The organism is Aequoribacter sp., assembly GCF_965659035.1.
Taxonomy (GTDB): Bacteria; Pseudomonadota; Gammaproteobacteria; order Pseudomonadales; family Halieaceae; genus Aequoribacter.
This window is the reverse complement of the sequence record NZ_CBFHWH010000015.1, coordinates 1-23,703: the sequence shown is the minus strand read 5'-3', so window position 1 is coordinate 23,703 and position 23,703 is coordinate 1. Positions and strand designations below refer to the sequence as shown.

Genomic DNA, 23,703 nt, shown 5'->3' with positions numbered 1-23,703 from the left:
TTATGATGAACTTGTTATTTGCGTTTAGCTTTAAATGATAGAGGCAATACCCGTCGTGACCAAAACCAAGATCAACAGCAATCCATAGACTAGCATCAAAGACCCAAATTTAAACCACGACAAGGCCGGTGATTGCTGGTAGTACACCCTCAGACTTGTGACGCAATAAAACAGCCCGTAAGGTAACAACGCGAGCTCGAGTGGACCGTGCAATACAACAGGTAGGACCCACTCAAGGCTAACAACCATCGAGCCTACCAAGAACATCGCGCTGTGGTTCGACACCTGCAAGATTAAATGTTCCATAAAATAGCGCCTTGGTCGCCAGTACCAAAGCATCATGGTCGCAGCGAAGAGGGGCATGAGCACGAACATACCTTTGGGCACATTGGCGATAAAGCGCTGCGATAATGACTCGCCATTGTCGTTAAGCGCTTGCTCGCAGGCCCTCTGTATTTTGGGCAGCAAATAGTCTTTAGCTGGACCGCTGTACTGCACGTCACACGGTTTCCCTTGCTCGATCGCCGCAGCGTCAGCAGCCTCCTCTGCCCTAACTTCAATGAGTGGCGTATCGACATTAGTATCACCCATGCGCGCGTCGATAGAGAGCAGTAAAAAAAAACCTATGGTAATGAGCAAATACAGCCGCAAAGGAGGTAAGAACTGAGCTCGCTGGCCCGCGAAATAGCGCTTGGGTAATTCGCCGGGGCGAACCAACAGCAGCCAGAGCGTGCGCCAAAGGCGCGAGTCCGCGTGAGTGAAGGCTTCGGTAAATTCGCCCAAAAAATTCAGCACCGAAGGTATGTTCAGGTTGTGCTTTTGACCGCACTGAGCACAGTAGGGTCCGGACAGTTGCGCCTTACAATTTTGGCATTGTGTCACGTACCCTCCAGCAACTACTCTCCGTTAACGGCGGCTGTTAACGCGCCATGAATGGCTTTAGGACTTGGCATCAAAGTCATAAAGCTGTGTTTACCCATCATGCTCAAGTCTGGGAAATGCACCGCCATTCTAAAGCGCATGTGCAGGGCAAGGACTTCGCCGTCAACAACCAACACCTGATAGGGTAAGTATGCCGAAGATTTGTGCTCTTTAAAATCCACAATACTCATTTGGTAAGCGTCGTCGTGGTACTTGTCATCCTCGCCCTCGCCTACCATGGAGACTCCAAAAAGCGCACTATTCGCGCGATCGAGCGTCACTTCATACAAAGATGACACACCCACCGTGTTATTCGCAAGCCCAGTTCTGACGGCATCTAAGGCCTCTTGCTGCGAGCTAAACACACCCAGCACATAGGGATCATCGAAATACTCCATACCGAAGGTGTAGTGGTATTTGCGTAGTTTTTTTTCAGTCAACCCTTTTCTGGAGCCAAACGCCTCGCCCTCACCTAGGGTAGCAGCAAGCGCCTGAGTGTAAGTGCCCATATCCGACTCAATTCGATAGGCCTTTCCCAAATACTCCGGATTGAGATAGCTTACCTGCACGCCATCCTCAACTTGGTTCACCCCCACTCGCAGCGTAGCAGCAAAACCACTGAGCTTGCTCTCATTAGAAAGTGCTTTTAAGTCGCTCGAAGACACCACCAGCGCCGATGCGCCATCGTAAGGTCGATAATCAGTCAGTAACTCAAAGCCAGCGCTTTGGAGCTTTGATTTCACCTCACTAACGACGTCCTCAAAAGCGGCATCAGAGGTATAGGCGAGCACAAAGGGCTTGTATCGATCTGCGGCTTGGCTGGCCGCGGAAGAAATTAAAACAAGACAGAGAAAAACACGTCGCAGGTGTGCGTAAATCATAAGAATACCCTAAATATTATTATTTTCGAATATGCTCAGACTAGCACGCTCGCCTGCGAATGCAAATAAAACCTAGACTACTGCGGCATCCCAAGAGTGTGGCGAAAGCAATAGGGGCTGTCTTTTATCATAACTCCGGCAAGACAGACCCAAGCATTCACCTATAGTTGCAGCAAAGCTCGCAAACTTCTTTGAATATCCGTCGATGCCTGCTCAGCAATCGGACCCGTTAGCAGCATCTCGAAAGCATGAATCGCACCCTGGTAAACGTGCAACTCGGTGGGCACGCCTGCGCACATTAACCGCTTCGCGTACTCGAGGTCTTCCTCCATAAACAAATCTAGGGCCCCGGTGTACATAAACGTCGTGGGTAAGCCCGACACGTCTGCGGCTCGCGCGGGTGCAGCGTACGGAGACACCCCTTCGCCTCCGGGTTCATGACCAAGCAAAGCACCCCAACCGAAACGATTGGAGGCGCGCGTCCAAATAAATTCGCCGACCGGAGGCGCAGGTTCCACCGTCGAGGCTGTCCGATCGTCAAGCATTGGGTATATCAGATATTGCCCCAAGAGCGAGCGGTCACCGCGGTCTCGTAACAACAAGCTTAAAGCGGCCGCCAATCCGCCGCCAGCACTCTCTCCCATCGACACGATTCGTGATGCGTCAAACCCTCGAGCTTGCGCATTGGCCACAGTCCATTGATAACCGGCATAGCAGTCTTCAACAGGTATCGGGTGAGCGTGCTCAGGCGCCAAGCGATAATCGACACTCACGACAGCAATACCGAGCTTATTCACGAGAAGTTTATTGCGCACTTCCATCATCTCGGGCGTGCCCATGACCATGCCACCACCATGCATATGGTACACGACGGGCAGTAGTTCGGCGCTCCTAGCAGCCGGCTGATAGATCACCAACTTCAATTCATGCCCGTCATTCAAAGTCGTAAATACCGTCTCGGAACTCACGGGCAAATCTTGAACGAATTCAAGACCTATCGCTTGTGAACGCTGATCGCGCATCGTTTGCAGCGTCTCAGCATTTATCTCAAAAGCCATTTCCGGAGAAGTCATCGTCTCAAGTGATGGGTGAACTAGATGTTTATACGACATAAAAACCTCGTGTGAGTTATAAGGTGGCCATTACCGCGTGAAGGCTCAGCGCAATGAGACATAGGCTAGACAGCAAAAAAAGTAAAAATCGCACAGGCACCGTATTGATAGTAGCTTGCCACAAACTGTGCGCGATGCGCAGTACCGTATATCCCCATGCGAGTTGCGCATTCAGTCCTTCGCCATACCCGGCGAGTGCTAAAATGATGACCACGGCGTAAAATAAGGTGGGCTGTTCCATTAAGTGGTTATAATTGTGCGATTTCCACATCACCTCAGGCGGCAAAACAGCCTCTAAATCTGAGCCACGAGCACCTTTTTTGGCGGTTTTTAGATCAACGCCAGCCGCTTTGAATGACCCAATGCGGGTAACTAACAGCCACCCCCACATAATCATAGACCAAGCAATTAGCACCGCGGCGGGCGCAAGAATCGGAGAAGACATAGCTATTCCTTAGTGGTTATTTGAAGGCTCTAGAGAGTGCCTGAGTCGCCAAAAAATTACCAGTACCCAGCACAGGCAACAGGCAACAGGCAACAGGCAACAGGCGCGACGTTAGGGATTTAATCGCTCCGGCAAAACGGGACTTCTGAGCCGCTTACAGGCGATGAGCATGGGCCTCCAGTAGTTCACTACAGTCCAAGCCAACACCAAACCCGGCAAGATACCCCACAGCCAAAACGGCGCCACCTTGCTACTTGATCCGTCATCCACCACATCTGAAGCGTTCACTTGGATCTCGTAGGGTTTGGAACGCAACGTTTGAAACTGATGTAAGTCCGTATTCCACCAGTCAAGGGAATAACTCGGAATCATTTGCCTACCACTCTCAAGAAATGTGTACCGCAGTGTCACTACCTGCGTCGAACTGACCACACCGCGTGTGTAGTCAACGGAACTGTCAACAGGAAGCCGATCCACTTTGTATGCCCTAGAGGGTATAACATCTACGTCGGGGAAGCTCACCGGCAATGCACCCTGCGCCCTGATCGTTAAGGTCTGCTCGATGATCTGCCCAGCGTGAAGCGCCGTCGGTAACTCTAAAGACGATGAAATTTGAGCTTCATCCGCCACTAAGAAATCCCTTGCCTGAGGGTCTAGCTGTGGGTATTGAATCGATAAAGACAGTCCCCGTGCTGTCGCTTCCAGGTAGCTTTTCGCCCCATCGATTAGCACTGGCGCTGTCACCTGCACCTCTGGTAATTGAAACCGTCCAACTTTTTGAAGCCACACAGCATAGCTGGTTACCAGAGTGGGAACTCGTCGACCATCACTCAAGGCAAAACCGTTATAGCTGGTTCGCGACTGCTCTAACCAGACGCCAAACTCGAGCTCTGGTAGAGCGAATTTAGCGGCACCAACAATCGGCGATTCACTACGCAAGCTAAGCTCAACCGTAACAATTTGGCCCGACACTAGGGGATACTCATCAACAACGCGCACCTCGAGCTGAGCCTCGCCGCTTAAGGCATTGAAACTGGCAATCAGCAGAATACCTAAAAATACCCCAGAGACACCACGACGAACCCACTTAGTCATTGGGTGTATCCTTGCGCTGTTGCTCTAACCACTCCTGACGAAACCGATTCGCCAAAAATCGCTGCGGACTGGATTCGACCCTGGCGCGCCAGCGCTTGAGTGCTTCAGGGTCTGACAATAAACGCTCGGCTTCGATTGTCTCTAACATAACGAGCTCTTGATCACTAATACTTGCCTCCTCATCCTGCGCCTGCTCAGTCTCAAAGGTCACAACATCCCCCATATCGGCTTGTTGCGATTCGCCCTGCTCGGCGGCGAGTTTGAGTAAGGCTTGAATTTGCTGGATGTTGTGCAAAACCTCTGGATGATCGGGCTCCAGCAGCAAAGCCTCATCATAGGCCAAAAGAGCCTGTCGATAATCTCGACTGTGTGCCCAGGCGTTGCCTTCCAAAAACTTTGCTTCAAAAGTATCAAGGGCTTTCAGCTCAGTCGCCGCTTGCCTAAAGCGACTCATCCTATACAGGGCCAGGCCTCGCCCCAATGTAGACTCAAATCGTTGCGACGCGGCGAGATTTTCCCCCCATCGTAGCAACCAATAAGCTTGCTGGTCGCGCGTTAACCACATATCGAGTAGCAGACTTAGAGGTGGCGGTATTTCTTCTGCGTCTACTGCCCGCTTTGCCCCAATCTCGTCAGGCGCGGCCTCGACCCTAGGTGCAGGTACAGAGACCCAAACCAAAACCAGACTGGCCACTACGGCTTTGTGCCACTGATCTCGATACACAAAAAAAGCCAAGAGCAAAGCGACAACAGCAAACCAACTCCCGATGGCCTGCCCTTGGTCTTTGGCAAACCCCAAATGCAAGCGCTCCAAACGCCGCAAGGTGGAGTCAACGCTACCCGGATTCGACCAATCCATCGTGACCAGAGGATGTTCGAGCGCTTCCCACTGGTTAATCTGCTGCTTGAGGGTGTTTAAGCCCCCAGAAGAGGTCACCAAAACAACCGGCGTAAAGTCACCGCCTATCGGTATCTCACCCAATGCTCTTGCCAAAGGAGCAAGCTGTAAACCCTGCAAGGGCATCAAAGTACTATCCAAACTGTACACGTAGCGTCTTAATAGATTGTCATCTTGGGTAGGAGGCAAGACCCAGTGGGCACTTCCCGCGAACGCCAGCATGCCAACCGCGGCGGCACTTTTTTGTTGTATCAACGCGTCTACCTGAGCGTGCAAGGTTTGCAAAGCCTGCTGATCTCCTACGAAGTCGTCACTAAGATCAATCGCGATGAGCCAAGTGCTATCAGAGAAGCGCTTATCTCCCTCAGTAGCCGGCAGCAGGGGATCTGCTACGGCAAATACAATGCTCAGCAAGAGCGACGCCACAGTCATTCGAATCCAACGCCCGCCACCCAAAGACGAGCGACGAACGAGCACATCGGCCAAAACTTTAGGCAACAAGTTGGCGGGATTCGATCCCGCGACGGCGCGTAAATGCCACCACAACAAGAGAATCGGCCCAATGCCAATAAGCGCCCAAGGTCGCACAAACCAAAGTTCAAGCGTATTCATCGCTCTTCCCCTACCTGAGGACGTGTCGCCCAAAACGCTGCGAATACGAAAAGCCAGAAACTGGCCACCCACGCAATCCAGCTCAAGGGTATGCGTTTGACGCGCTCGCTGACTCGCTCTTGCTTGGGTTCTAGATCTTCCAAGGTCTGCCACATCGCATCGAAATCACTGACCTGGGCGATACGAAAAAACTCTCCACCTGTGCGCTCAGCCAAACGCCGTAACAAAGCTTCATCAATGGGTTCGCGGTCTGTACTCACGATCGCCCCTACTGCGGCCACGTAGAGTTTCACATCCAGGGCTTTAGCTAAACGTGCGGCTTCAACGGGAGGTAAATCACTGCCGGTGTCGTTGCCATCCGTGATCAACACCACCAGAGCACGCTCAGAGTCAACATCTGCCAAAAGTGACACGGCATACCCAACACCATCACCAAGTCGGGTACTATCACCGGCAAAGCCAGTCTCAAGCTGAGAGACCATATAGCGAACAGTATCACCGTAGGCTGTTAGATCACTCATCACAAACGATTGTTCACCAAAGGCAATCAATCCAATTCTATTTCCCTGTGATGCATCCAGTAATGACATCACTCCTTGCTTCACGGCGTCTAAACGCGATAAGGCCACTGTCTGGCCAGACTGACTTTCGATGTCCGCTATTTCCATGGACTGAGAAGTATCCAACACCAACATGATGTCGCGTCCAGCCAAACCTTTAAACTGTTCCTTTACAGTATAGACAGGGTTGGCCAGACCCACGATTAACAAGGCCAATCCCAACCACACCTGGGCATAAAACCAAGCCGACAGTTTGCGAACGGCCTTTATGTTGGGCAAACTCTGAATCGCTCGGTCGGTGGCTGGAAACCACAAGGTGTCGTGCACCTTGCTCCACGCTGGTAAGTGAGGCAACACCGGTATCAACACCAGCGCCAGCAGCCACCATGGATGGCTAAATTCAACCATCATCACGCTCCCGACAGTGCATTTTTAGCCACAATGCGATCGCCTCGAGATAAGCCTGAAGCTCCGCTTCGCTCAACGCTTTGTCGCCATACAGAGCGCGATGCAAAGATGACTGCAACTCTTCTGAAAACACAGGTGTAGCTACCGCGGCATTGAGCAAATCGAACCAATCAGTGTCTGCCAATTTGGCCGTCACTGGGCGACCATACACATAGACTGATACGATTTTGAGAAGCTCATGGGCTGCCGATAGTCGCTTTTCAACGGGCTGTCTTACAATGCCGTCTAAGCGTCGCAAGGCCTCACGTCGATATCGATTGCGCCACCAACGTTTTAGGTGTGTTCGAAGTTTGGCCAAACTCCAAATCACCCCGGCAGCTAACAGACAATACCAGCCCCAACTTTGTGGCCAGTGACTAATAGTGAGAATTATCTCTGGTTCATTAAATGGCGCCAACGCGCTGTTAGGCTGGAACATTCTAGGCCTCGAAGCGCCCGAAGCCGCGGTGCGAGTGATACTGAAGCCGAATATCGTGGCAGTTATCTGCTTGATACACCACAACACCCATACTCTTAATCTCTCTGATCAGGGCTTGTATATCACTCATTAAACGCTGGCCTGCAGCGGCTAAATCAGCGTGAGTACGCAGACTTGTCTGTAAACAGTGCCCAGCACGTCCGAGCATATCAAGTCCTCTCATACGACCGATGTCGATATCCAAAGGATCGTCAACGAGCACCAAGTTAACGTCGTGCAGACGGCCCAGCATTGCTAGCGCTTTTGCCGAGGATGAATACCATTGAGTCGATGAGCTAAACCAATAAATATCCTGCCTTTGAGTCTGACGAGCTAATTGATCAATCACCACTTTTTCGTCGTCTCTGGGCGAACCCTGCCCAAAGGCGCGAAGCGCTTGGTTATGATCTGCAAGAGCGCGAAGACAGGCCCTCAATTCTGAGGTATTCGTGGCAATTCCCGCTAACTCTAAGCCCTGCTCCGTCTGCAACAACAAACGAATGTTATATCCCAAGGCAAGGTGATCCCAACAACACACGGCCGCCAATTCCGCCGCCACTAATGCCTTGGTGAATACCCTTGAGCCAAACAGTAAGTCACTCGTCTGATCAACAATGCAGGTCACGACCTTTTGCTGGTCAGATTCAAACACTCGCACCCAAGGCGTACCCGTTCGCGCAGTGGCTCGCCAATCGATGTGACGGGTGTCATCACCAGGCTGATAGGCCTTGAGCTCGGCAAACTCAACACCTCGCCCCAAGCTCTGACTCCGGCTTATACCCGTTTGCGGTCTAGTAGATTCCACGGCCCTGCACCCCGCGGCATGCAAACCTGCGGCATGCAAATTAATTAAGCGACGGTAAGAGGTATAGACACGGGGCTCAAGTTGGTCTGAATCAGCGTGCGACAACATGCTCGCTCAAGGCCTCGATCAGGTCTCGGGTGGTCACGGAGTTCGCCAAGGCTTCATAACTTAAGCTTAGCCGATGGGCTAAACAAGGTGCCAGATATTCTTTGACGTCTTCGGGCACCACGTAGTCACGCCCCTTTAACCAAGCGCTGGCTCTGGCCACACGATGCAGAGAGAGTATCGCTCGAGCACTGACACCATGCCTTAACCAAGCGGCCAACTGCTCAGAATATTGCTCGGGATGCCGAGTCGCCTGAACCACATCAACGATGTATTGCTCGATCGCATCTGACACCCTGACTTGGCTGATTTGCTCGCGCGCTTTGGTCACTTGATCCAGACCAACCAGAGCTTCATGGGGTAGTCCGCGTTGCTCTTCGGCCTGCTGCAGCTTCAAGATGCTCAAGTCTGCTTCCCGCGAGGGGTAATCCACCGTGAGCTTCATTAAAAATCGATCAAGTTGTGCCTCAGGCAGAGGATAAGTCCCCTCTTGATCCAAGCTATTTTGCGTGGCCATCACCAAAAATGGGTGTGGCAGGGCATAGGTGTGCGTCCCAACCGTGACCTGTTTTTCTTCCATTGCCTCGAGCAGAGCAGATTGAACACGCGCAGGCGCGCGATTAATTTCATCCGCCAGGATCAAATGGTTGAATATGGGGCCTTGCTGAAACACAAGTTCGCGATCTGCAGTGTAGACGTCCGACCCCGTAAGGTCCGCGGGTAGCAGATCTGGGGTGAACTGTATACGCCCAAAGCCGGCTGCTAAATGTCGCGCCATGGTTTTTACTGCACGCGTTTTGCCCGTTCCCGGCGGCCCTTCGACTAATACATGTCCGTCGCACAACAACGCCAACACGAGTCCGCGTATAACCTCACTCTGCCCAACGACCTCTGTCGAAAGTTGCTCGATAAGATCGCAAAAGGCGGATGCAATATCCGCCTGTGCTGTTGGTGCAATCGGATCCGTCATAGTCAACCCGTGTTTACTGCCGACTTTCGCTGAACAATTTCTCCAGCACCTGATCCACCGTGAATGACGCTGGTCGCTGACGCTGAGGAAACTCTTGAAAGGTCATCAGGAACTTCGTTAGCTCCACCCTCGCAATAGACAATTGCGGCCCAGCGCGGCGGTTCCACCAATCGTTGTAGTTGTTACTATCGACGTCGGCGCGCTCAAAAGGGTCGCGTCTCAAGTGATACAGTTTCGGTATACGCAGTTGCACAAAAGGTTCGCGCCAAACATCGAACTGTGCGGCGCGCTGCTCGGCGAACAAAGCTTTCCAGTCGCCCACACGCATAGCCATCAAGTCGCCATCGTCGCTCCAGTAGAAGAAGGTTTTGCGCGCGCCCCTCTCACTTTTACCGGTTAGGTGATCGGTAAAATCAAAACCATCGAGATGCACCTTGTAGGGTTTGCCCGTCACACGAGTACCCTGACGCAGTTCTTGGACGACACCGGGGCGACCCGCTGCATTAGCCAATGTTGGAAACCAATCTAAGTGGGACATCACTTCATTGCTGATGGTGCCGGGTTGAATTTTACCAGGCCAGCGAATCATCGCAGGAACACGAAAACCACCCTCCCAGTTGGTGTTTTTCTCACCACGGAAAGGCGTGATCGCTGCGTCTGGCCACATATTGTAGTGCGGACCGTTATCCGTGGTGTAAATCACGATGGTGTTATCGGCGATGCCAAGCTCGTCCAGCTTATTCAGCAGCTGCCCCACCAACATGTCGTGACCCACCATGGCGTCGTTGTAAAAGCCCTGCCCCGACAACCCAAGCTCTTTTTCGGCGGTGTGGGTGTAGTAATGCATGCGCGTGGAGTTAAACCATACAAAGAAAGGCTTCTCTTGCTCATGCGCGCGATCAATAAAATTCAGGGACGCATCCAAGAATTCCTCGTCAACAGTCTCCATCCGCTTTTTGGTCAGCGGTCCAGAATCTTCCACTCGGCCATCGGCGAAGCTACGAATGACTCCGCGTGGCGCGAAACGCTTCTGGAACTCTGGATCTTGCGGGTAATCTGGATTTTCGGGCTCCTCCTCTGCATTTAGGTGATACAGGTTTCCAAAAAACTCATCAAAGCCATGATTAGTAGGTAAAAATTTGTCTTTGTCGCCTAGGTGGTTTTTGCCAAAATGCGCCGTGACGTAGCCTTGGTCTTGCATCACAGCGCCAAGGGTTACGTCTTCATTCTGAATACCTAAATCAGCACCGGGAATGCCCACCTTGGTCAAACCCGTTCGTATCGGACTCTGCCCAGTGATAAAAGCCGAACGCCCTGCGGTGCAGCTTTGCTCGCCGTAGTAATCGGTAAATTTCATCCCTTCGTTGGCGATACGATCAATATTGGGGGTTCGATAGCCCATCATCCCCATGTTGTAGGTGCTCAGGTTCCAAATCCCAACGTCGTCACCCCAGATCACCAAAATATTGGGCTGTTTGGTTTGAGCCATGGCGCTTGCGCACACACTCATCAGCAGCGCTAAACTTAAAGCAAGTCGCCGATTCAATCCTCGCATAATGTATCCCTTATCAGCTGTTATCGTTTTCGTGTGGTGTGTCTCGCGAGCAAACACTGGCGCGGACTACGCCACCCATGTAATGTAACAGCTGTTAACATGCCTGTTCGAGTTTTTTTTGAGCTGATTGAACCGAAATACGATTCCACCACACAGCAGAGGAACCTATGAGTCAAGACACCTACATCCCGCCTAAAGTTTGGACTTGGGACCAAGGCAATGGCGGCCGCTTTGCCCAAATCAATCGTCCCGTGGCAGGCGCAACGCACGATAAAGAGCTGCCTCGTGGCGAGCATCCGTTGCAGCTACATTCAGTCGGCACCCCCAACGGTCAAAAAGTGACCATTATGCTAGAAGAGCTGCTGGCACTGGGCGTCACAGAAGCAGAATACGATGCATGGATGATTAACATCCTAGAAGGCGACCAATTCTCTAGTGGCTTTGTTAATATCAATCCCAACTCGAAGATTCCCGCCTTGCTAGATACCAGCACCACCCCACCCACCCGCGTCTTCGAATCAGGCTCCATCATCATGTATCTTGCCGAAAAGTTTGGTCACTTTTTGCCGACTGAAGCTGGCGCTCGAGCCGAAACGCTCTCGTGGCTATTCTGGCAGATGGCCAGCACCGCATTTCTGGGCGGAGGTTTTGGTCATTTCTATGCCTACGCGCCTGAAAAATACGAGTACCCAATCAATCGTTACGCCATGGAAGTCAAACGGCAGCTAGACGTCCTAGACCAAAACCTAGCCACACGAACCTACTTGGCCGGCGACGACTACACCATTGCGGACATCGCGACCTTCCCATGGTACGGCATGCTAGTCATCGGCAACCTGTACTCCGCACAAGAGTTTTTGGATGTGGCTAGTTACAAAAACGTTGAGCGCTGGGCGCGCTTAATCGATTCTCGCCCAGCGGTGCAACGCGGCAAGCGCGTCAACACCATCTGGGGCGACGAAGATCAGCGCTGCTACGAACGCCACAGTGCGGCGGACCTCGACTAGACCTCGGTGCTAAAAACCCAAAGGATACTGTGTCGGGTGAGCAACCGAAGCGTCCGATACAGTGTCCGCACCACTCGCAGCAACCTGCCGAGCTTGGTGCACCAATCCAGACAGCTGTGCTCCAACCAATCTAACTGGCCGACGTAATGGCCACTCTTTTTGCAGCAAGCCAAGCAGCACTTCTCGCAGCTCTGCCTCCGACCCAAACAAGTGGTCTAAACTCATAGCTCGCGTAATTTGCTGAAAATCATTGAACTTAATTTTCAGGGTCGCAGTTTTACCCTGACAGCCGTTCTTTTGACTGCGCATCCAAACTTCTTCAGCAATCGAAACCACGGCCTCTTGAAGAATGTCGAGCTGACTCAAATCCTCTGGGTAAGTGCGTTCCGCCCCCACCGATTTCCGGATGCGATTTGGACGCACGGGTCGATGATCGACTCCGCGTGAGGCTTTATACAAATAGTCAGCAGAACTACCGAAATTTTCGGCTAGAAAAGCCAAGCTACAAGCTCGAATGTCAGCACCTGTTTGAAGATTAAGGCGAGCCATCTTCTCAGCGGTTTTGGGACCCACCCCATAAAAGCGACGCACGGGCAACTGCCCAACAAAAGCCTCGCCCTCATCGGGCAACACCACACACTGACCATTAGGCTTATTCTGGTCTGACGCGATCTTCGCAATAAACTTGTTGTAACTGATACCGGCGCTCGCAGTGAGGTTCAGCTCCTCGTATATGGATTTTCGAATCATGTGAGCAATTTTCACTGCGGAGCCGACGCCGCGTTTATCCTGAGTCACGTCAAGGTAAGCCTCATCCAAAGAAAGGGGCTCGATGACATCTGTATATCGCGAAAATATCTCGCGTATCTGGGCCGACACACTTCGGTACACATCAAATCGTGCTTTGACAAAGATCAAATCAGGACACAAACGCTGGGCGGTAACCGAGGGCATTGCCGATTTAACGCCAAACTCACGCGCCTCATAACTCGCCGCCGCTACGACACCGCGCAACCGAGCACCGCCCACGGCAATGGGTTTGCCCCGGAGCTCTGGATTATCGCGCTGTTCGACACTCGCATAAAACGCGTCCATGTCGACGTGAATAATCTTGCGCGGCGAAGGGTTAGATACGTCAGACAAACTTACACATCACGTTGAAAACAATCCATAGGATAAACCCTTGTGGGACTTGGTTCAGCTGAATTTTCAACCGCCGACCGTAGAGAAATTGGGGTCAAATTTGTAAAAAAACTACATTAATTGCGTAATTCCACTGGAAAACAACCCATATTTTGTGCTTTTATTACAACAATACTGAAAGGAATATAGAGCATGCATCCTGTCCTAGAACAAGTTACTGCCCAAATACGCGAACGCAGCAAAGCTCTGCGCCAAAATTATTTGGATCGTTTGGACCGCGACGCCAACGAGACGCCGGATCGTGCGCGCCTAAGCTGTGGCAATCTAGCTCACGGTTTTGCGGCCTGCCAGGAATCTGACAAACAAACCCTGAAACTCATGGACTCTGTCAACGTAGGCATTGTCACCGCTTACAACGATATGCTGAGCGCCCACCAGCCCTATCAAGGGTATCCCGAAATCATCAAAGAGGCCTTGCGTGAGCTCGGGTCAACCGGTCAAGTCGCAGGCGCGACACCTGCGATGTGCGATGGTGTCACGCAGGGACAGGCGGGAATGGAGCTGAGTCTGCTCAGCCGAGATCATATTGCTCAATCCACTGCTGTGGCTCTATCACATCAAATGTTTGACGCCGCGCTGCTATTGGGAATCTGCGATAAGATCGTGCCGGGACTGCTAATCGGCGCACTACGATTCGGCCACTTGCCAGCAATGTTTGTACCTGCAGGCCCAATGCCCACAGGTCTTGCCAATAAAGAAAAACTGCGAATCCGACAACTCTACGCCCAAGGTGAGGTCGGTCGCGACGCATTGTTAGAAGCAGAGTCAGCATCCTACCACTCGGCGGGCACCTGCACCTTCTACGGCACGGCGAACAGCAATCAAATGGTCCTTGAAGCTATGGGGCTACAATTGCCCGGAAGCTCTTTTGTAAACCCAGGCACTGAGTTAAGAGACGCCCTGACACGCTACACAGCTCAGCACATCACCAAAATCTCTGGCAAATCTTCAAACTTCCGTCCGCTGGGTAGAGTTGTCGATGAGCGTGCCGTTGTTAATGGTATCGTTGCTTTGCTCGCCTCCGGTGGGTCAACTAACCACACGATACACCTAATCGCTATGGCGAGAGCCGCTGGCATTATCATCAGCTGGGAAGACATGGACAAACTGTCTCGCGTCACACCTCTTCTGGCCAAGGTTTACCCAAACGGATCCGCTGATATCAATCATTTTCACGCTGCTGGGGGCACTGGCGCTCTGTTCACCGAACTGCTATCGAATGGGTTGATGCATGGCGACGCTCTGACTACCTGGGGCGAGAACTTTGCCGACTTCTGTGTCGAGCCAAAATTCGAGCACGGCCAAATACAGTGGTCACCTGCCCCCAAAACAAGTCTGGATGATTCGGTCATAGGCTCAGTTGCAAAACCGTTTGACCCCGAGGGCGGACTGCGTCAGCTCGATGGCAACATCGGTCGAGCTGTCATCAAAATCTCTGCTGTGGCCCCTGAACACCGCATCGTCAAGGCACCAGCTGTGGTATTTGACAGTCAACATGCCCTCGAGGCTCGATTTAAAGCAGGTGAACTGAACAAAGATTGTGTGGTCGTGGTTCGCTATCAGGGCCCAAAGGCCAATGGCATGCCTGAACTACACAAACTCACACCCTTTTTGGGCGTTTTACAAGACAAAGGCTTTGCGGTTGCCTTGGTCACGGATGGACGCATGTCGGGAGCTTCAGGCAAAGTCCCCGCCGCCATACACGTTTCGCCTGAAGCCGCGAGCGGAGGCTGGATCGGTCGAATCCAAGACGGCGATCTGATCGAGGTTGACGCGACTAAGGGCACGTTGCAAGTTCATATTGATGAGCTAGAATTCAGCCAACGAATTCAAGCGCCGGCGCCAGTCGAGGACGACAACTGCGGCCGTGATTTATTCGCCACGACCCGTGCCTTGTTGAGCAGTGCGGAAACGGGCGCTACGTTCTTGTTTGACGAAGCCACGGCACTCAACGCGTTACAGAGCGCTACTAAATAGGGCCTATCATGATGAAAGACTGGAATTTAGTCGCCGATATCGGAGGGACGAACGCCCGCTTTGGTGTGTTTTGTCGCCGGACTCAGCAACTCGAAATTACCCACAGCTACGCGGTTGCCGACTACCCGAAATTTGAGGATGCGCTGGCACAATTCTTGAACGAAATCGATAGCTTAACGCAACATGAAAAACTGCCTAGGTTTGCATGCCTGGCAGTAGCCTGCGTACCCGATAATGAAATTATTCAGTTCACCAACAGCTCGTGGCGCTTCCAAAAATCCGATATCAGCCACCAACTCGGTGGCGCCGCGCTCGTTGTTATTAATGACTTCGCCGCGGTCGCCTACGCAATCCCAAGCTTGAAAAGCTCTGATTACATTGAAATCGGTGGCCACTCTGCCACTGTCGACAAACCCATTATCGTCTTGGGCCCGGGCACAGGCTTAGGGGTTGCCTCATTAATACCCAGCCCGGATTCAGGCTACAGCGTTGTCGGTGGAGAAGGTGGACATGCCGACTTTGCACCGGTCACACCGCTCGAAATCTCAATCTTGACGGAGCTACAGAAACGTTTTGAGCGCGTATCGATCGAACGATTATTGTCGGGTGCGGGAATCATCAACATTTATGAGGCCATTGCCAATATCAAGGGCCGGGAAGCAAAATTCGATAGCGCTGCGGCGATAGCGCAAGCGGCGAATGATGGCAGCGACAGTTTGGCCCTGTCAGCCATGAATGCATTCTTTGCTATCTTAGGATCAACCGCGGGCAATCTCGCCCTGACGCTTGGCGCTATGGGTGGCGTATATATCGCTGGAGGCATCACGCCACGCTATCCAGAACTCTTGCGAAACAGCGACTTCCGCGCTCGCTTTGAGGCCAAAGGCCGTTTCAAATCCTATTTACAACCTATTGTCCTTAGAGTCATCACTAAAGATCACCTAGGCTTGCTTGGCGCTGCCGAGCGCCTGAACATTCTGGAGAATTCATGAGCATTAATTACGACTTCATCACGGCTGCGCCTGTCGTTCCGGTACTGGTTATCGACGATCTCGACACAGCCATCCCTATGGCCGAGGCACTTGTCGCCGGCGGTCTGCCGGCCTTGGAAATCACTCTGCGCACCGACTGTGCTTTAGAAGCCATTGAACGCATTGCCAAAGCGGTACCTAACGCCATCGTCGGTGCGGGCACCGTATGCAACGGTGACCAACTGAGAGCCTGTAGGGATCGAGGAGCACAATTCATCGTATCACCGGGCTCTAGCCAATCGATTTTTGATGCAGCGAAAGAAACCGCCCTACCACTACTTCCGGGTGTATCGAGCGCCTCAGAAATGATCGCAGCGATGGATGCAGGCTACGAAATTTTAAAGTTTTTCCCAGCTGAGGCCAACGGCGGCGCCAAGGCTTTAAAAGCCTATTCGGGCCCCTTCCCGCATGTAAAGTTTTGTCCAACAGGCGGAATCTCGCCCAACAATTTGAAAGACTATCTTAGCTTACCCGCCGTCATTGCCGTGGGCGGCTCATGGATCACACCAAAACATGCGATTCAATCCAAAAACTGGGACGCCATTCGACAATTGGCGGCCGAAGCCGTAGTCCTCGCCAGCGATATCGTCGCTGCAGCCTAGACTAACAAGGAGATCGGCCATGCAACCGACAGATCTGATTATTTTTGGCGCCAGCGGCGACTTGTCCGCTCGTAAATTATTTCCAGCGTTGTACCATTTGAGTGGCTGCGAGCTACTGCCCGAGTCGTTTCGCATTGCGGCAGTCGCGCGCGATGACGTTCAGACCGATGCGTTTTTATCAAGATTAAAAGAGCGCATGCAATCTGCAATCAATCACACACATTGGTCGGAAGAGCGATGGACGAAGTTCGCGAGCTACTTTACCTATATCAAAGCGGATTTCAGCGACGCGAAAAACCTGAACACCTTATCAAAATGGCTGGACGATACGCGAGTCAGCTTGTTCTATTTGGCTACGCCACCGAGCCTGTTCGCGCCAATATGCGATAATCTATCCAGTGCAGACTGCCTGACCGGCGATTGTCGCATCGTCTTAGAAAAGCCCATTGGTGAAGACCTAGCAAGTTCAGAGAAGGTAAACGAAACCGTTGGGCGCTACTTCCCAGAAGGCTCAATTTATCGCATTGATCATTATCTGGGTAAAGAAACCGTACAAAACCTGCTGGTATTGCGCTTTGCAAACCGTTTTATTAACGCGCAATGGGATCAAAGCTGTATTGACCACGTACAAATCACAGTCGCTGAAACTGTCGGTATTGAAGGCCGTTGGTCCTACTATGACAAGGTAGGTCAATTGCGAGACATGGTACAAAACCACTTGATGCAGCTCCTATGCTTGGTGGCAATGGAACCACCCAACTCTATGTCCGCTGAAAGTATCCGCGACGAAAAAGTGAAGATCGTAAAAGCTCTTCGTCCTATCGATGTGGATACGGTCGCCGATCACGTTGTTCGAGGGCAATACGGCCAAGGCTGGAGCCAAGGCCTGAGCGTGCCGAGCTATACCGAAGAAGAAGGCTGCACCAATCCAGAATCAGATACCGAGACCTTTGTCGCGATCAAAGCACACATTGACAACTGGCGATGGGCCGGCGTGCCGTTCTATTTGCGAACCGGAAAACGTCTGCCTGAAAAGATGACCGAAATTGTCATTACCTATAAAAAACTACCGCACAACATTTTTTCAGGTGGCGACAACATCCCAAACTCATTGGTAATTCGTCTACAGCCCAATGAGGGCATCGAAATGAAAATGGTGGCAAAAAAACAGACGCTTAAAGACAAGCTCGGCCTCGTCACCCACGACCTAAATCTTGATTTCTTGGGGTCGTCCGAGATGAACCGCATTCCAGATGCTTACGAACGTCTCTTCTTAGACGCCATAAATGGCGACCAATCGTTGTTCGTTGGCCGCTCAGAGATTGAAGAAAGCTGGCGCTGGTGCGACACACTCATTCGCGCTTGCCAATTACAAAACATCCAAGCAAAACAGTATCACGCTGGCTCCTGGGGCCCCGCAAAAGCAGAGTTGCTGATTGAAAAAGACGGACGTAGCTGGCATGAATGAATGGAACCGATTTGACTCTCGTGCGACTCTAGACCAAGAGCTGGCAAGGTTCGCAGCACAAACGCTGGCAGAGGCTATCGAGACGCGCGGTCACGGCTACCTCGTCGTATCGGGCGGGAGTACACCCATGGGTTTTTTCCAGGCACTCAGTCAAAACCAGTCATTGGATTGGTCCAAAGTTACGGTCACTCTTGCTGACGAGCGTTGGGTCGCGCCAGATCACGCCGACAGCAACGAAGCCTTGGTTTATGAGAACTTATTACAGAACGCGGCCACAAGCGCGCAATTTGCATCGCTGTATTCAGGCGATGATACGCCCGAGATAGGCGCGGCAACACTGGACGCGAAATTCAGTGCCCTGCCCACCTTCGACCTTGTCATTTTGGGAATGGGCGGCGATGCTCATACGGCCTCGCTTTTTCCGAATACACCCGCTCTAACTCAGGGGCTTGATCCGCAAAGCCCACATGCCCTGATTGCGGTGCATCCTACCACTGCACCGCATGCGCGCATCAGCATGACGCTAGCCCGCTTGCTTCGAACGCGCAACCTGCTGCTTCACATCACCGGAACCAATAAGGCCGAGGTATTTGAACAGGCGATTGCGGCAGAAAGTCACGCGTCAGATATGCCCATCAGAGCGGTTGCGCTGCAGCAGCAGACACCGTTGCAGGTGTACTACGCCGACTGAGTCCATTTTTGAAGTACCGCCCGCCGCGCACAACCTCGCGATTTATTTTGCTCACGCACGCTTCCTTCGCGCTAATGGCGACGGCTCAAAAACTCGCACTCGTCTATCGCCTCGCGCTCAAACATTTTCGCCGACAACCTCGCCAGTCGCGCTCAGTCAAAGCAGCGCACTGAGTGTTCGCAAAACAAATCACGAGTCCTTGCGCTAACGACATACCAAGATTTGAAAATCCGAGGCCGATGCGGCGATGGGAATAAAAAAAGGGGAGCAGACGCTCCCCTACAAGGTACCAAGACAGACAGGACTCAACATGGGTACCTTAAAAAAACTTACGCGGCTTGGCTGGTATCCTTGCCATTACTCGCTGAAGCCGCAAACACCAGTGCGTTATCCAGCATACGATTCGAGAAGCCCCACTCGTTGTCATACCATGCCAGCACTTTTACCAAACGACCATCAACACGAGTGTGATTAGAATCGAAGTTGCTTGAGAAGTTGGTGTGGTTAAAGTCGATCGACACCAGAGGTTGTGCGTTGTAGCTAAGCACGCCGTAGCCGTCTGCATCGGCCGCCTGCTTCATAATCGAATTGATCTCTTCCGCGGTGGTATCACGCGTTGCGACGAAGGTTAAGTCAACCAGAGATACATTTAATGTTGGGACCCGAACCGCCATCCCGTCAAGACGACCGTTGAGCTCAGGAACGACTAAACCAATCGCAGCTGCGGCGCCTGTTTTGGTTGGAATCATTGACTGCGCAGCAGCACGAGCGCGGAATGGATCTGAATGGTACGCATCGCTTAACGATTGATCGTTAGTGTACGCATGGACCGTGGTCATAAAGCCCTGCTCAATACCAACCGCTTGATGCAAAGGAGCCACCAAAGGTGCCAGACAATTGGTTGTGCAAGAAGCATTCGAGATAATTGTATCCGACGGCTTAATGGTATCGTGGTTGATGCCGTAGACGATCGTGGCATCTAGATCATCGCCCGGTGCAGACAGAATGACGCGCTTGGCTCCCGCGTCAATGTGTTTTTGCAAATCAGCACGATGGCGAAAAATACCGGTGCATTCAAACACCACATCAACTTCAAGTGACTTCCAAGGCAACTGACTGGGATCACGCTCTGAGCATACCTTGATACGGTCACCGTCAATAACGAGGTGGGAATCGACCACTTGAACTGGGAAGCCAAATCGTCCGTGTGCGGTATCAAACCGAGTGAGATGCGCGTTCATTTCAGCATCGCCCAGATCGTTGATCGCAACGATTGTCATGCTTTCACGAAGCCCTGGCCGCTCGTAATAAGCGCGCAAGATATTTCGTCCAATTCGACCGTATCCGTTGATCGCAATCTTAATCATGCTGCCTCCCAAAAACCGTTAAAATGTAGTTTTGTTACACAAATACTGCCCCCAACCCCGAGCTCAGTCAATATTTTTTTCTTTTTATTACGAAAAAACGCGTAATTTTTGCAAAAAAACTGTTTTATAGTGTATAAGAAGGCTTAAAAATGTAACTTTGTAACGAGCAGATAGTAGAAGAACTGATACCCGCAAGCGGCAGGGCCGATAAAGAGACACCTCCATGGAAAATTTACTCGCGACAATATCCACCGCGTTACCGAATCTGAACAAATCAGAGAAGAAGGTTGCGGCAGTGATTCTTGATGACCCTGAGGCCTCTACTCAGTCGTCAATCGCTACGCTGGCGGCCAAGGCAAAGGTCAGCGAACCCAGCGTGAACAGATTCTGCAAGCGTTTTGGCGCGGGCGGATTTCCCGACTTCAAATTAAAGCTCGCTAAATCGTTAGTGTCAGGGGTTCGCTACGTTTCCTCCGCCGTGGAGCTCGAAGACTCATCAGACGAATTTACGCCGAAAATCTTTAACAATTCGATTCATGCACTTAGCTTGGTGCGCGATAGCATCAATCCAGCCTTGGTCGCTCGAGTGGTCGATCAGTTAGTCCAAGCCCGTCGCATATACTTTTTTGGCTTGGGAACCTCCGCAGCAGTGGCAACCGACGCAGAATACAAGTTCTTTCGGTTCAACACCCCGGTATCGTCTCATCACGACCCGCTTATGCAACGCATGCTGGCATCGGCCGGCGGCGTCGGGGACTTATTTTTCTGCATTTCCCACACCGGCCGCACAAAAACGTTAATCGAGACGGCACAATTGGCTCGTGAAAATGGTGCGACCGTCGTGGGCCTTACGGCACCCAATTCTGCCCTATCGCAGACCTGCCAATGGGCCCTGGAGCTGGATGTGCCAGAGGATACCGATGAATATCTACCGATGACCTCTCGGATTGTGCACCTTGTGGTATTGGACGTACTGGCCACCGGTGTCACGCTCCGCAAAGGTGAGGAATTTTTGCCGCACCTTGCCCGTATCAAAAACAGTCTTAAACCCACGCGCCTCAGTCAGGATTAACCACAAAGGTCACTCTATGTCGCCAGCAAACACCTCAGCAAATACCGAACCCCTGCGTAAACATGTTAAATTGCTGGGGCGATTGCTAGGAGAAATTATCTCCGAAGCCGAGGGAGAAGCATTTTACGAAACAATCGAAGCCATTCGACGTTTGTCAAAATCCGCGCGCGCAAAAAACGACTTTGAAGATCTGCAGCATCTACTATCGCCCATTTCTAATGAAAAAGCCTTGGGCGTTGCGCGTGCTTTTGGCCAATTTCTGACCTTGGCTAACATTGCCGACCAGCACCATTCTACCAGCCATGACCACGGCCAAAATCCTGCGGCGATACTGCGCGAAGCCGTAAGCAAATTGCAGACGATCAATGCCAGCCAGCAAGCGCTGGAGGACGCTCTCGACAACCTAAAGATCGATTTGGTCTTGACCGCCCACCCTACCGAAATTATTCGGCGCACGATGATCAACAAATATGCCGAAATCGATCAGTGCTTGGGCATGCTAGAGCATGAGGACACTCCGAGTAAGCAAGTCAAAATTGTCGCCCGCTTGCGCTCGTTAATCACTCAAATTTGGTACAGCCGTGATTTCCGCGTGAATCGCCCCTCGCCGATTGACGAAGCCAAAGGCGGTTATGCGGTGGTTGAACGCAGCCTATGGCAAGCCGTTCCAGACTTCTTACGAGAGCTCGACGTCATGCGCCAACAGCTTAATTTAGCAGAGGCAAAGCTCGATTGGACGCCGGTAAAATTTTCCAGCTGGATGGGCGGCGACCGTGACGGCAACCCCAATGTCACGGCAGCCATCACGCAAGAAACGCTACTTTTAAGTCAGTGGCAGGCCGCCGATTTACTCAGCCACGACTTAAATACCTTGATTGAAGAACTCTCGGTTACCGAGTGTAATCAAAGTGTACGCGATCACGTGGGCGACGCACACGAGCCTTATCGCAGCTTATTGCGGCCTTTGCGCGATCTGTTGGAAACACAGAGAACTGGCCTAATGCACGCGATCAAAGATGACAAAGCGGCACCAATCCCACTCACTAAAGCACAGGTCTTGGCACCGCTCGAACTCACTTACGCTTCGCTGCACGAGTGCGGCATGAGCATCATCGCAAAAGGCTTGCTGCTCGATGTCATTCGACGAGTTCACGCGTTCGGTCCACACTTAGTCACATTAGACATTCGTCAAGAATCGGGGCGTCATAGCCAAGCCATCGCCGAAATTGTGGCGGCGCTCGGCCTGGGAGACTATAACCAATGGAGCGAGTCTGAACGCTGCGAATTCCTGCTAAAGGAGCTAAACAATCCGCGTCCTTTACTTCCTCGCTCATTCACCGGAAGCGACGAAGTCAGCGAAGTGTTGCAGACGACGCGAGTCATCGCGAATCACCCGCGTGAGGCCTTCGGCGCCTATGTGATATCGATGGCCTCCTCCGCGTCTGACGTTTTAAGCGTATACCTACTTATGAAAGAGGCTGGGTGCCAAAGCATGCTGCCCGTCGCGCCTTTATTTGAAACGCTCAGCGATCTTCAAAACGCCCAGAGTGTTGTGCAACAACTACTCGAACTCGAAGGGTTTTGTGATTACATCAAACACTACATGATGGTTATGATCGGATATTCCGACTCGGCAAAAGATGCTGGGGTTCTCGCTGCCTCTTGGGCTCAGTATCAGGCGCAGGAAGCGCTCATTAAGACCTGCCAAGCCAAGGGTGTTGCACTGACCCTATTTCACGGCCGAGGTGGCACAATAGGGCGAGGTGGAGCTCCCGCCCAAGCCGCTCTTTTGTCGCAACCACCCGGTTCATTAGCACAGGGGTTGCGTGTCACCGAGCAAGGTGAAATGATCCGAACGAAACTGGGCCTACCTGCGCTTGCAGGTAACACCCTTGCTCTTTACAGCAGCGCAATTTTACAGGCAAACGTTTCACCACCACCAAAACCCAAGCAAGAATGGCGAGAGCTGATGCACAGGCTTGCCGACGCGTCTTGCCAGCACTACCGTGACTACGTGCGCCATAACCCTGACTTCTTAGTGTACTTTCGAGAAGCCACCCCAGAGCAAGAGTTAGCGAATCTGCCACTGGGATCGAGGCCAGCGCGACGCCGTTCGGGCGGTGGCATCGAAACTCTGCGCGCTATTCCCTGGATTTTTGCTTGGTCACAAAACCGTTTATTGCTGCCTGCGTGGCTTGGCGCCGGTCAGGCGCTTGCTGAGGCAATCAAAGACCCTAGCCATCAATCCGTCATTCAACAAATGATTTCCGACTGGCCTTTCTTTAGAACACGCATCTCGATGCTTGAAATGGTCTTTGCCAAAGCTGACCTGCTGATCGCCGAATACTACGACGACACCCTAGTCAGTCCCGATTATTTGTCGCTCGGTATTGCGTTGAGG

Annotated in this window: 21 protein-coding genes; 8 read left to right on the top strand and 13 right to left on the bottom strand. The window is 52.1% G+C overall.

The features are described 5' to 3' along the window. Window positions 1–30 precede the first annotated feature (30 nt). The 11 genes from ACTF5Z_RS04315 to ACTF5Z_RS04265 all read right to left on the bottom strand — a co-directional run bounded on the left by ACTF5Z_RS04315 (window position 31) and on the right by ACTF5Z_RS04265 (window position 10,884). Window positions 31–882, bottom strand: coding sequence for a DUF3667 domain-containing protein (locus ACTF5Z_RS04315; RefSeq protein WP_438984633.1), 852 nt, complete (start codon window positions 880–882; stop codon window positions 31–33). A 14-nt stretch (window positions 883–896) separates the two neighbouring features. Beyond that, window positions 897–1,802: a hypothetical protein gene (locus ACTF5Z_RS04310; RefSeq protein ID WP_438984632.1), complete on the bottom strand. Its 906-nt coding sequence runs from the start codon at window positions 1,800–1,802 to the stop codon at window positions 897–899. A 161-nt stretch (window positions 1,803–1,963) separates the two neighbouring features. Next, the gene (locus tag ACTF5Z_RS04305; protein WP_438984631.1) at window positions 1,964–2,914 is read right to left on the bottom strand and encodes an alpha/beta hydrolase; all 951 of its coding nucleotides are present in this window, start codon (window positions 2,912–2,914) and stop codon (window positions 1,964–1,966) included. Window positions 2,915–2,930: 16 nt separating this feature from the next. Then, window positions 2,931–3,359 (bottom strand): MAPEG family protein, encoded by a 429-nt coding sequence (locus ACTF5Z_RS04300; protein ID WP_438984630.1) that lies wholly within the window; start codon window positions 3,357–3,359, stop codon window positions 2,931–2,933. Window positions 3,360–3,470: 111 nt separating this feature from the next. Next, complete coding sequence (locus ACTF5Z_RS04295; RefSeq protein WP_438984629.1) at window positions 3,471–4,454, bottom strand: hypothetical protein; 984 nt, start codon at window positions 4,452–4,454, stop codon at window positions 3,471–3,473. Further along, window positions 4,447–5,964: a hypothetical protein gene (locus ACTF5Z_RS04290; RefSeq protein WP_438984628.1), complete on the bottom strand. Its 1,518-nt coding sequence runs from the start codon at window positions 5,962–5,964 to the stop codon at window positions 4,447–4,449. Before ACTF5Z_RS04290 ends, ACTF5Z_RS04295 begins: the two co-directional genes overlap by 8 nt. Further along, the gene (locus ACTF5Z_RS04285) at window positions 5,961–6,935 is read right to left on the bottom strand and encodes a vWA domain-containing protein (RefSeq protein WP_438984627.1); all 975 of its coding nucleotides are present in this window, start codon (window positions 6,933–6,935) and stop codon (window positions 5,961–5,963) included. The genes ACTF5Z_RS04290 and ACTF5Z_RS04285 overlap by 4 nt, the downstream gene beginning before the upstream one ends. Further along, window positions 6,925–7,410, bottom strand: a complete 486-nt coding sequence (locus ACTF5Z_RS04280) for a DUF4381 domain-containing protein (protein WP_438984626.1) — start codon at window positions 7,408–7,410, stop codon at window positions 6,925–6,927. The genes ACTF5Z_RS04285 and ACTF5Z_RS04280 overlap by 11 nt, the downstream gene beginning before the upstream one ends. A 1-nt stretch (window position 7,411) precedes the next feature. Continuing rightward, window positions 7,412–8,254: a DUF58 domain-containing protein gene (locus ACTF5Z_RS04275; protein ID WP_438984625.1), complete on the bottom strand. Its 843-nt coding sequence runs from the start codon at window positions 8,252–8,254 to the stop codon at window positions 7,412–7,414. A 91-nt stretch (window positions 8,255–8,345) separates the two neighbouring features. Continuing rightward, window positions 8,346–9,329, bottom strand: coding sequence for an AAA family ATPase (locus tag ACTF5Z_RS04270; protein WP_438984624.1), 984 nt, complete (start codon window positions 9,327–9,329; stop codon window positions 8,346–8,348). Between the two features lie 13 nt (window positions 9,330–9,342). Further along, window positions 9,343–10,884, bottom strand: coding sequence for an arylsulfatase (locus ACTF5Z_RS04265; protein ID WP_438984623.1), 1,542 nt, complete (start codon window positions 10,882–10,884; stop codon window positions 9,343–9,345). A gap of 167 nt (window positions 10,885–11,051) precedes the next feature. Between ACTF5Z_RS04265 and yghU the strand changes: the two genes are divergently transcribed. Next, window positions 11,052–11,891 carry a glutathione-dependent disulfide-bond oxidoreductase gene (gene yghU, locus ACTF5Z_RS04260; RefSeq protein WP_438984622.1) on the top strand — a complete coding sequence of 280 codons (840 nt, stop codon included), beginning with the start codon at window positions 11,052–11,054 and terminating at the stop codon, window positions 11,889–11,891. 9 nt (window positions 11,892–11,900) lie between these two features. Here yghU and dinB read toward each other — a convergent pair whose 3' ends face one another. Next, the gene (dinB, locus tag ACTF5Z_RS04255) at window positions 11,901–13,034 is read right to left on the bottom strand and encodes a DNA polymerase IV (protein ID WP_438984621.1); all 1,134 of its coding nucleotides are present in this window, start codon (window positions 13,032–13,034) and stop codon (window positions 11,901–11,903) included. Between the two features lie 192 nt (window positions 13,035–13,226). On the opposite strand from dinB, the gene edd reads away from it, so the two are divergent. Genes edd through pgl form a run of 5 tightly spaced genes read left to right on the top strand, consistent with a single transcriptional unit; the run spans window position 13,227 to window position 18,863 of the window. Further along, window positions 13,227–15,071: a phosphogluconate dehydratase gene (gene edd, locus ACTF5Z_RS04250; protein ID WP_423850332.1), complete on the top strand. Its 1,845-nt coding sequence runs from the start codon at window positions 13,227–13,229 to the stop codon at window positions 15,069–15,071. A gap of 8 nt (window positions 15,072–15,079) precedes the next feature. After that, window positions 15,080–16,063 (top strand): glucokinase, encoded by a 984-nt coding sequence (gene glk / locus ACTF5Z_RS04245; RefSeq protein ID WP_438984620.1) that lies wholly within the window; start codon window positions 15,080–15,082, stop codon window positions 16,061–16,063. Continuing rightward, a complete protein-coding gene (locus ACTF5Z_RS04240) occupies window positions 16,060–16,704 on the top strand; it encodes a bifunctional 4-hydroxy-2-oxoglutarate aldolase/2-dehydro-3-deoxy-phosphogluconate aldolase (RefSeq protein ID WP_423850330.1) in 645 nt (214 codons plus the stop codon). The genes glk and ACTF5Z_RS04240 overlap by 4 nt, the downstream gene beginning before the upstream one ends. A 19-nt stretch (window positions 16,705–16,723) precedes the next feature. Next, the gene (gene zwf, locus ACTF5Z_RS04235) at window positions 16,724–18,172 is read left to right on the top strand and encodes a glucose-6-phosphate dehydrogenase (RefSeq protein ID WP_423850329.1); all 1,449 of its coding nucleotides are present in this window, start codon (window positions 16,724–16,726) and stop codon (window positions 18,170–18,172) included. Next, window positions 18,165–18,863, top strand: a complete 699-nt coding sequence (gene pgl / locus ACTF5Z_RS04230) for a 6-phosphogluconolactonase (RefSeq protein WP_438984619.1) — start codon at window positions 18,165–18,167, stop codon at window positions 18,861–18,863. Before zwf ends, pgl begins: the two co-directional genes overlap by 8 nt. 329 nt (window positions 18,864–19,192) lie before the next feature. Here the strand turns inward: pgl and gap are convergent, their stop codons facing one another. Then, window positions 19,193–20,230: a type I glyceraldehyde-3-phosphate dehydrogenase gene (gene gap / locus ACTF5Z_RS04225; RefSeq protein WP_438984618.1), complete on the bottom strand. Its 1,038-nt coding sequence runs from the start codon at window positions 20,228–20,230 to the stop codon at window positions 19,193–19,195. Between the two features lie 223 nt (window positions 20,231–20,453). Between gap and hexR the strand changes: the two genes are divergently transcribed. Further along, window positions 20,454–21,302, top strand: coding sequence for a transcriptional regulator HexR (hexR, locus tag ACTF5Z_RS04220; RefSeq protein WP_423853629.1), 849 nt, complete (start codon window positions 20,454–20,456; stop codon window positions 21,300–21,302). Window positions 21,303–21,318: 16 nt separating this feature from the next. Next, a partial coding sequence (gene ppc, locus ACTF5Z_RS04215) for a phosphoenolpyruvate carboxylase (protein ID WP_438984617.1) occupies window positions 21,319–23,703 on the top strand: 2,385 nt, incomplete at its 3' end.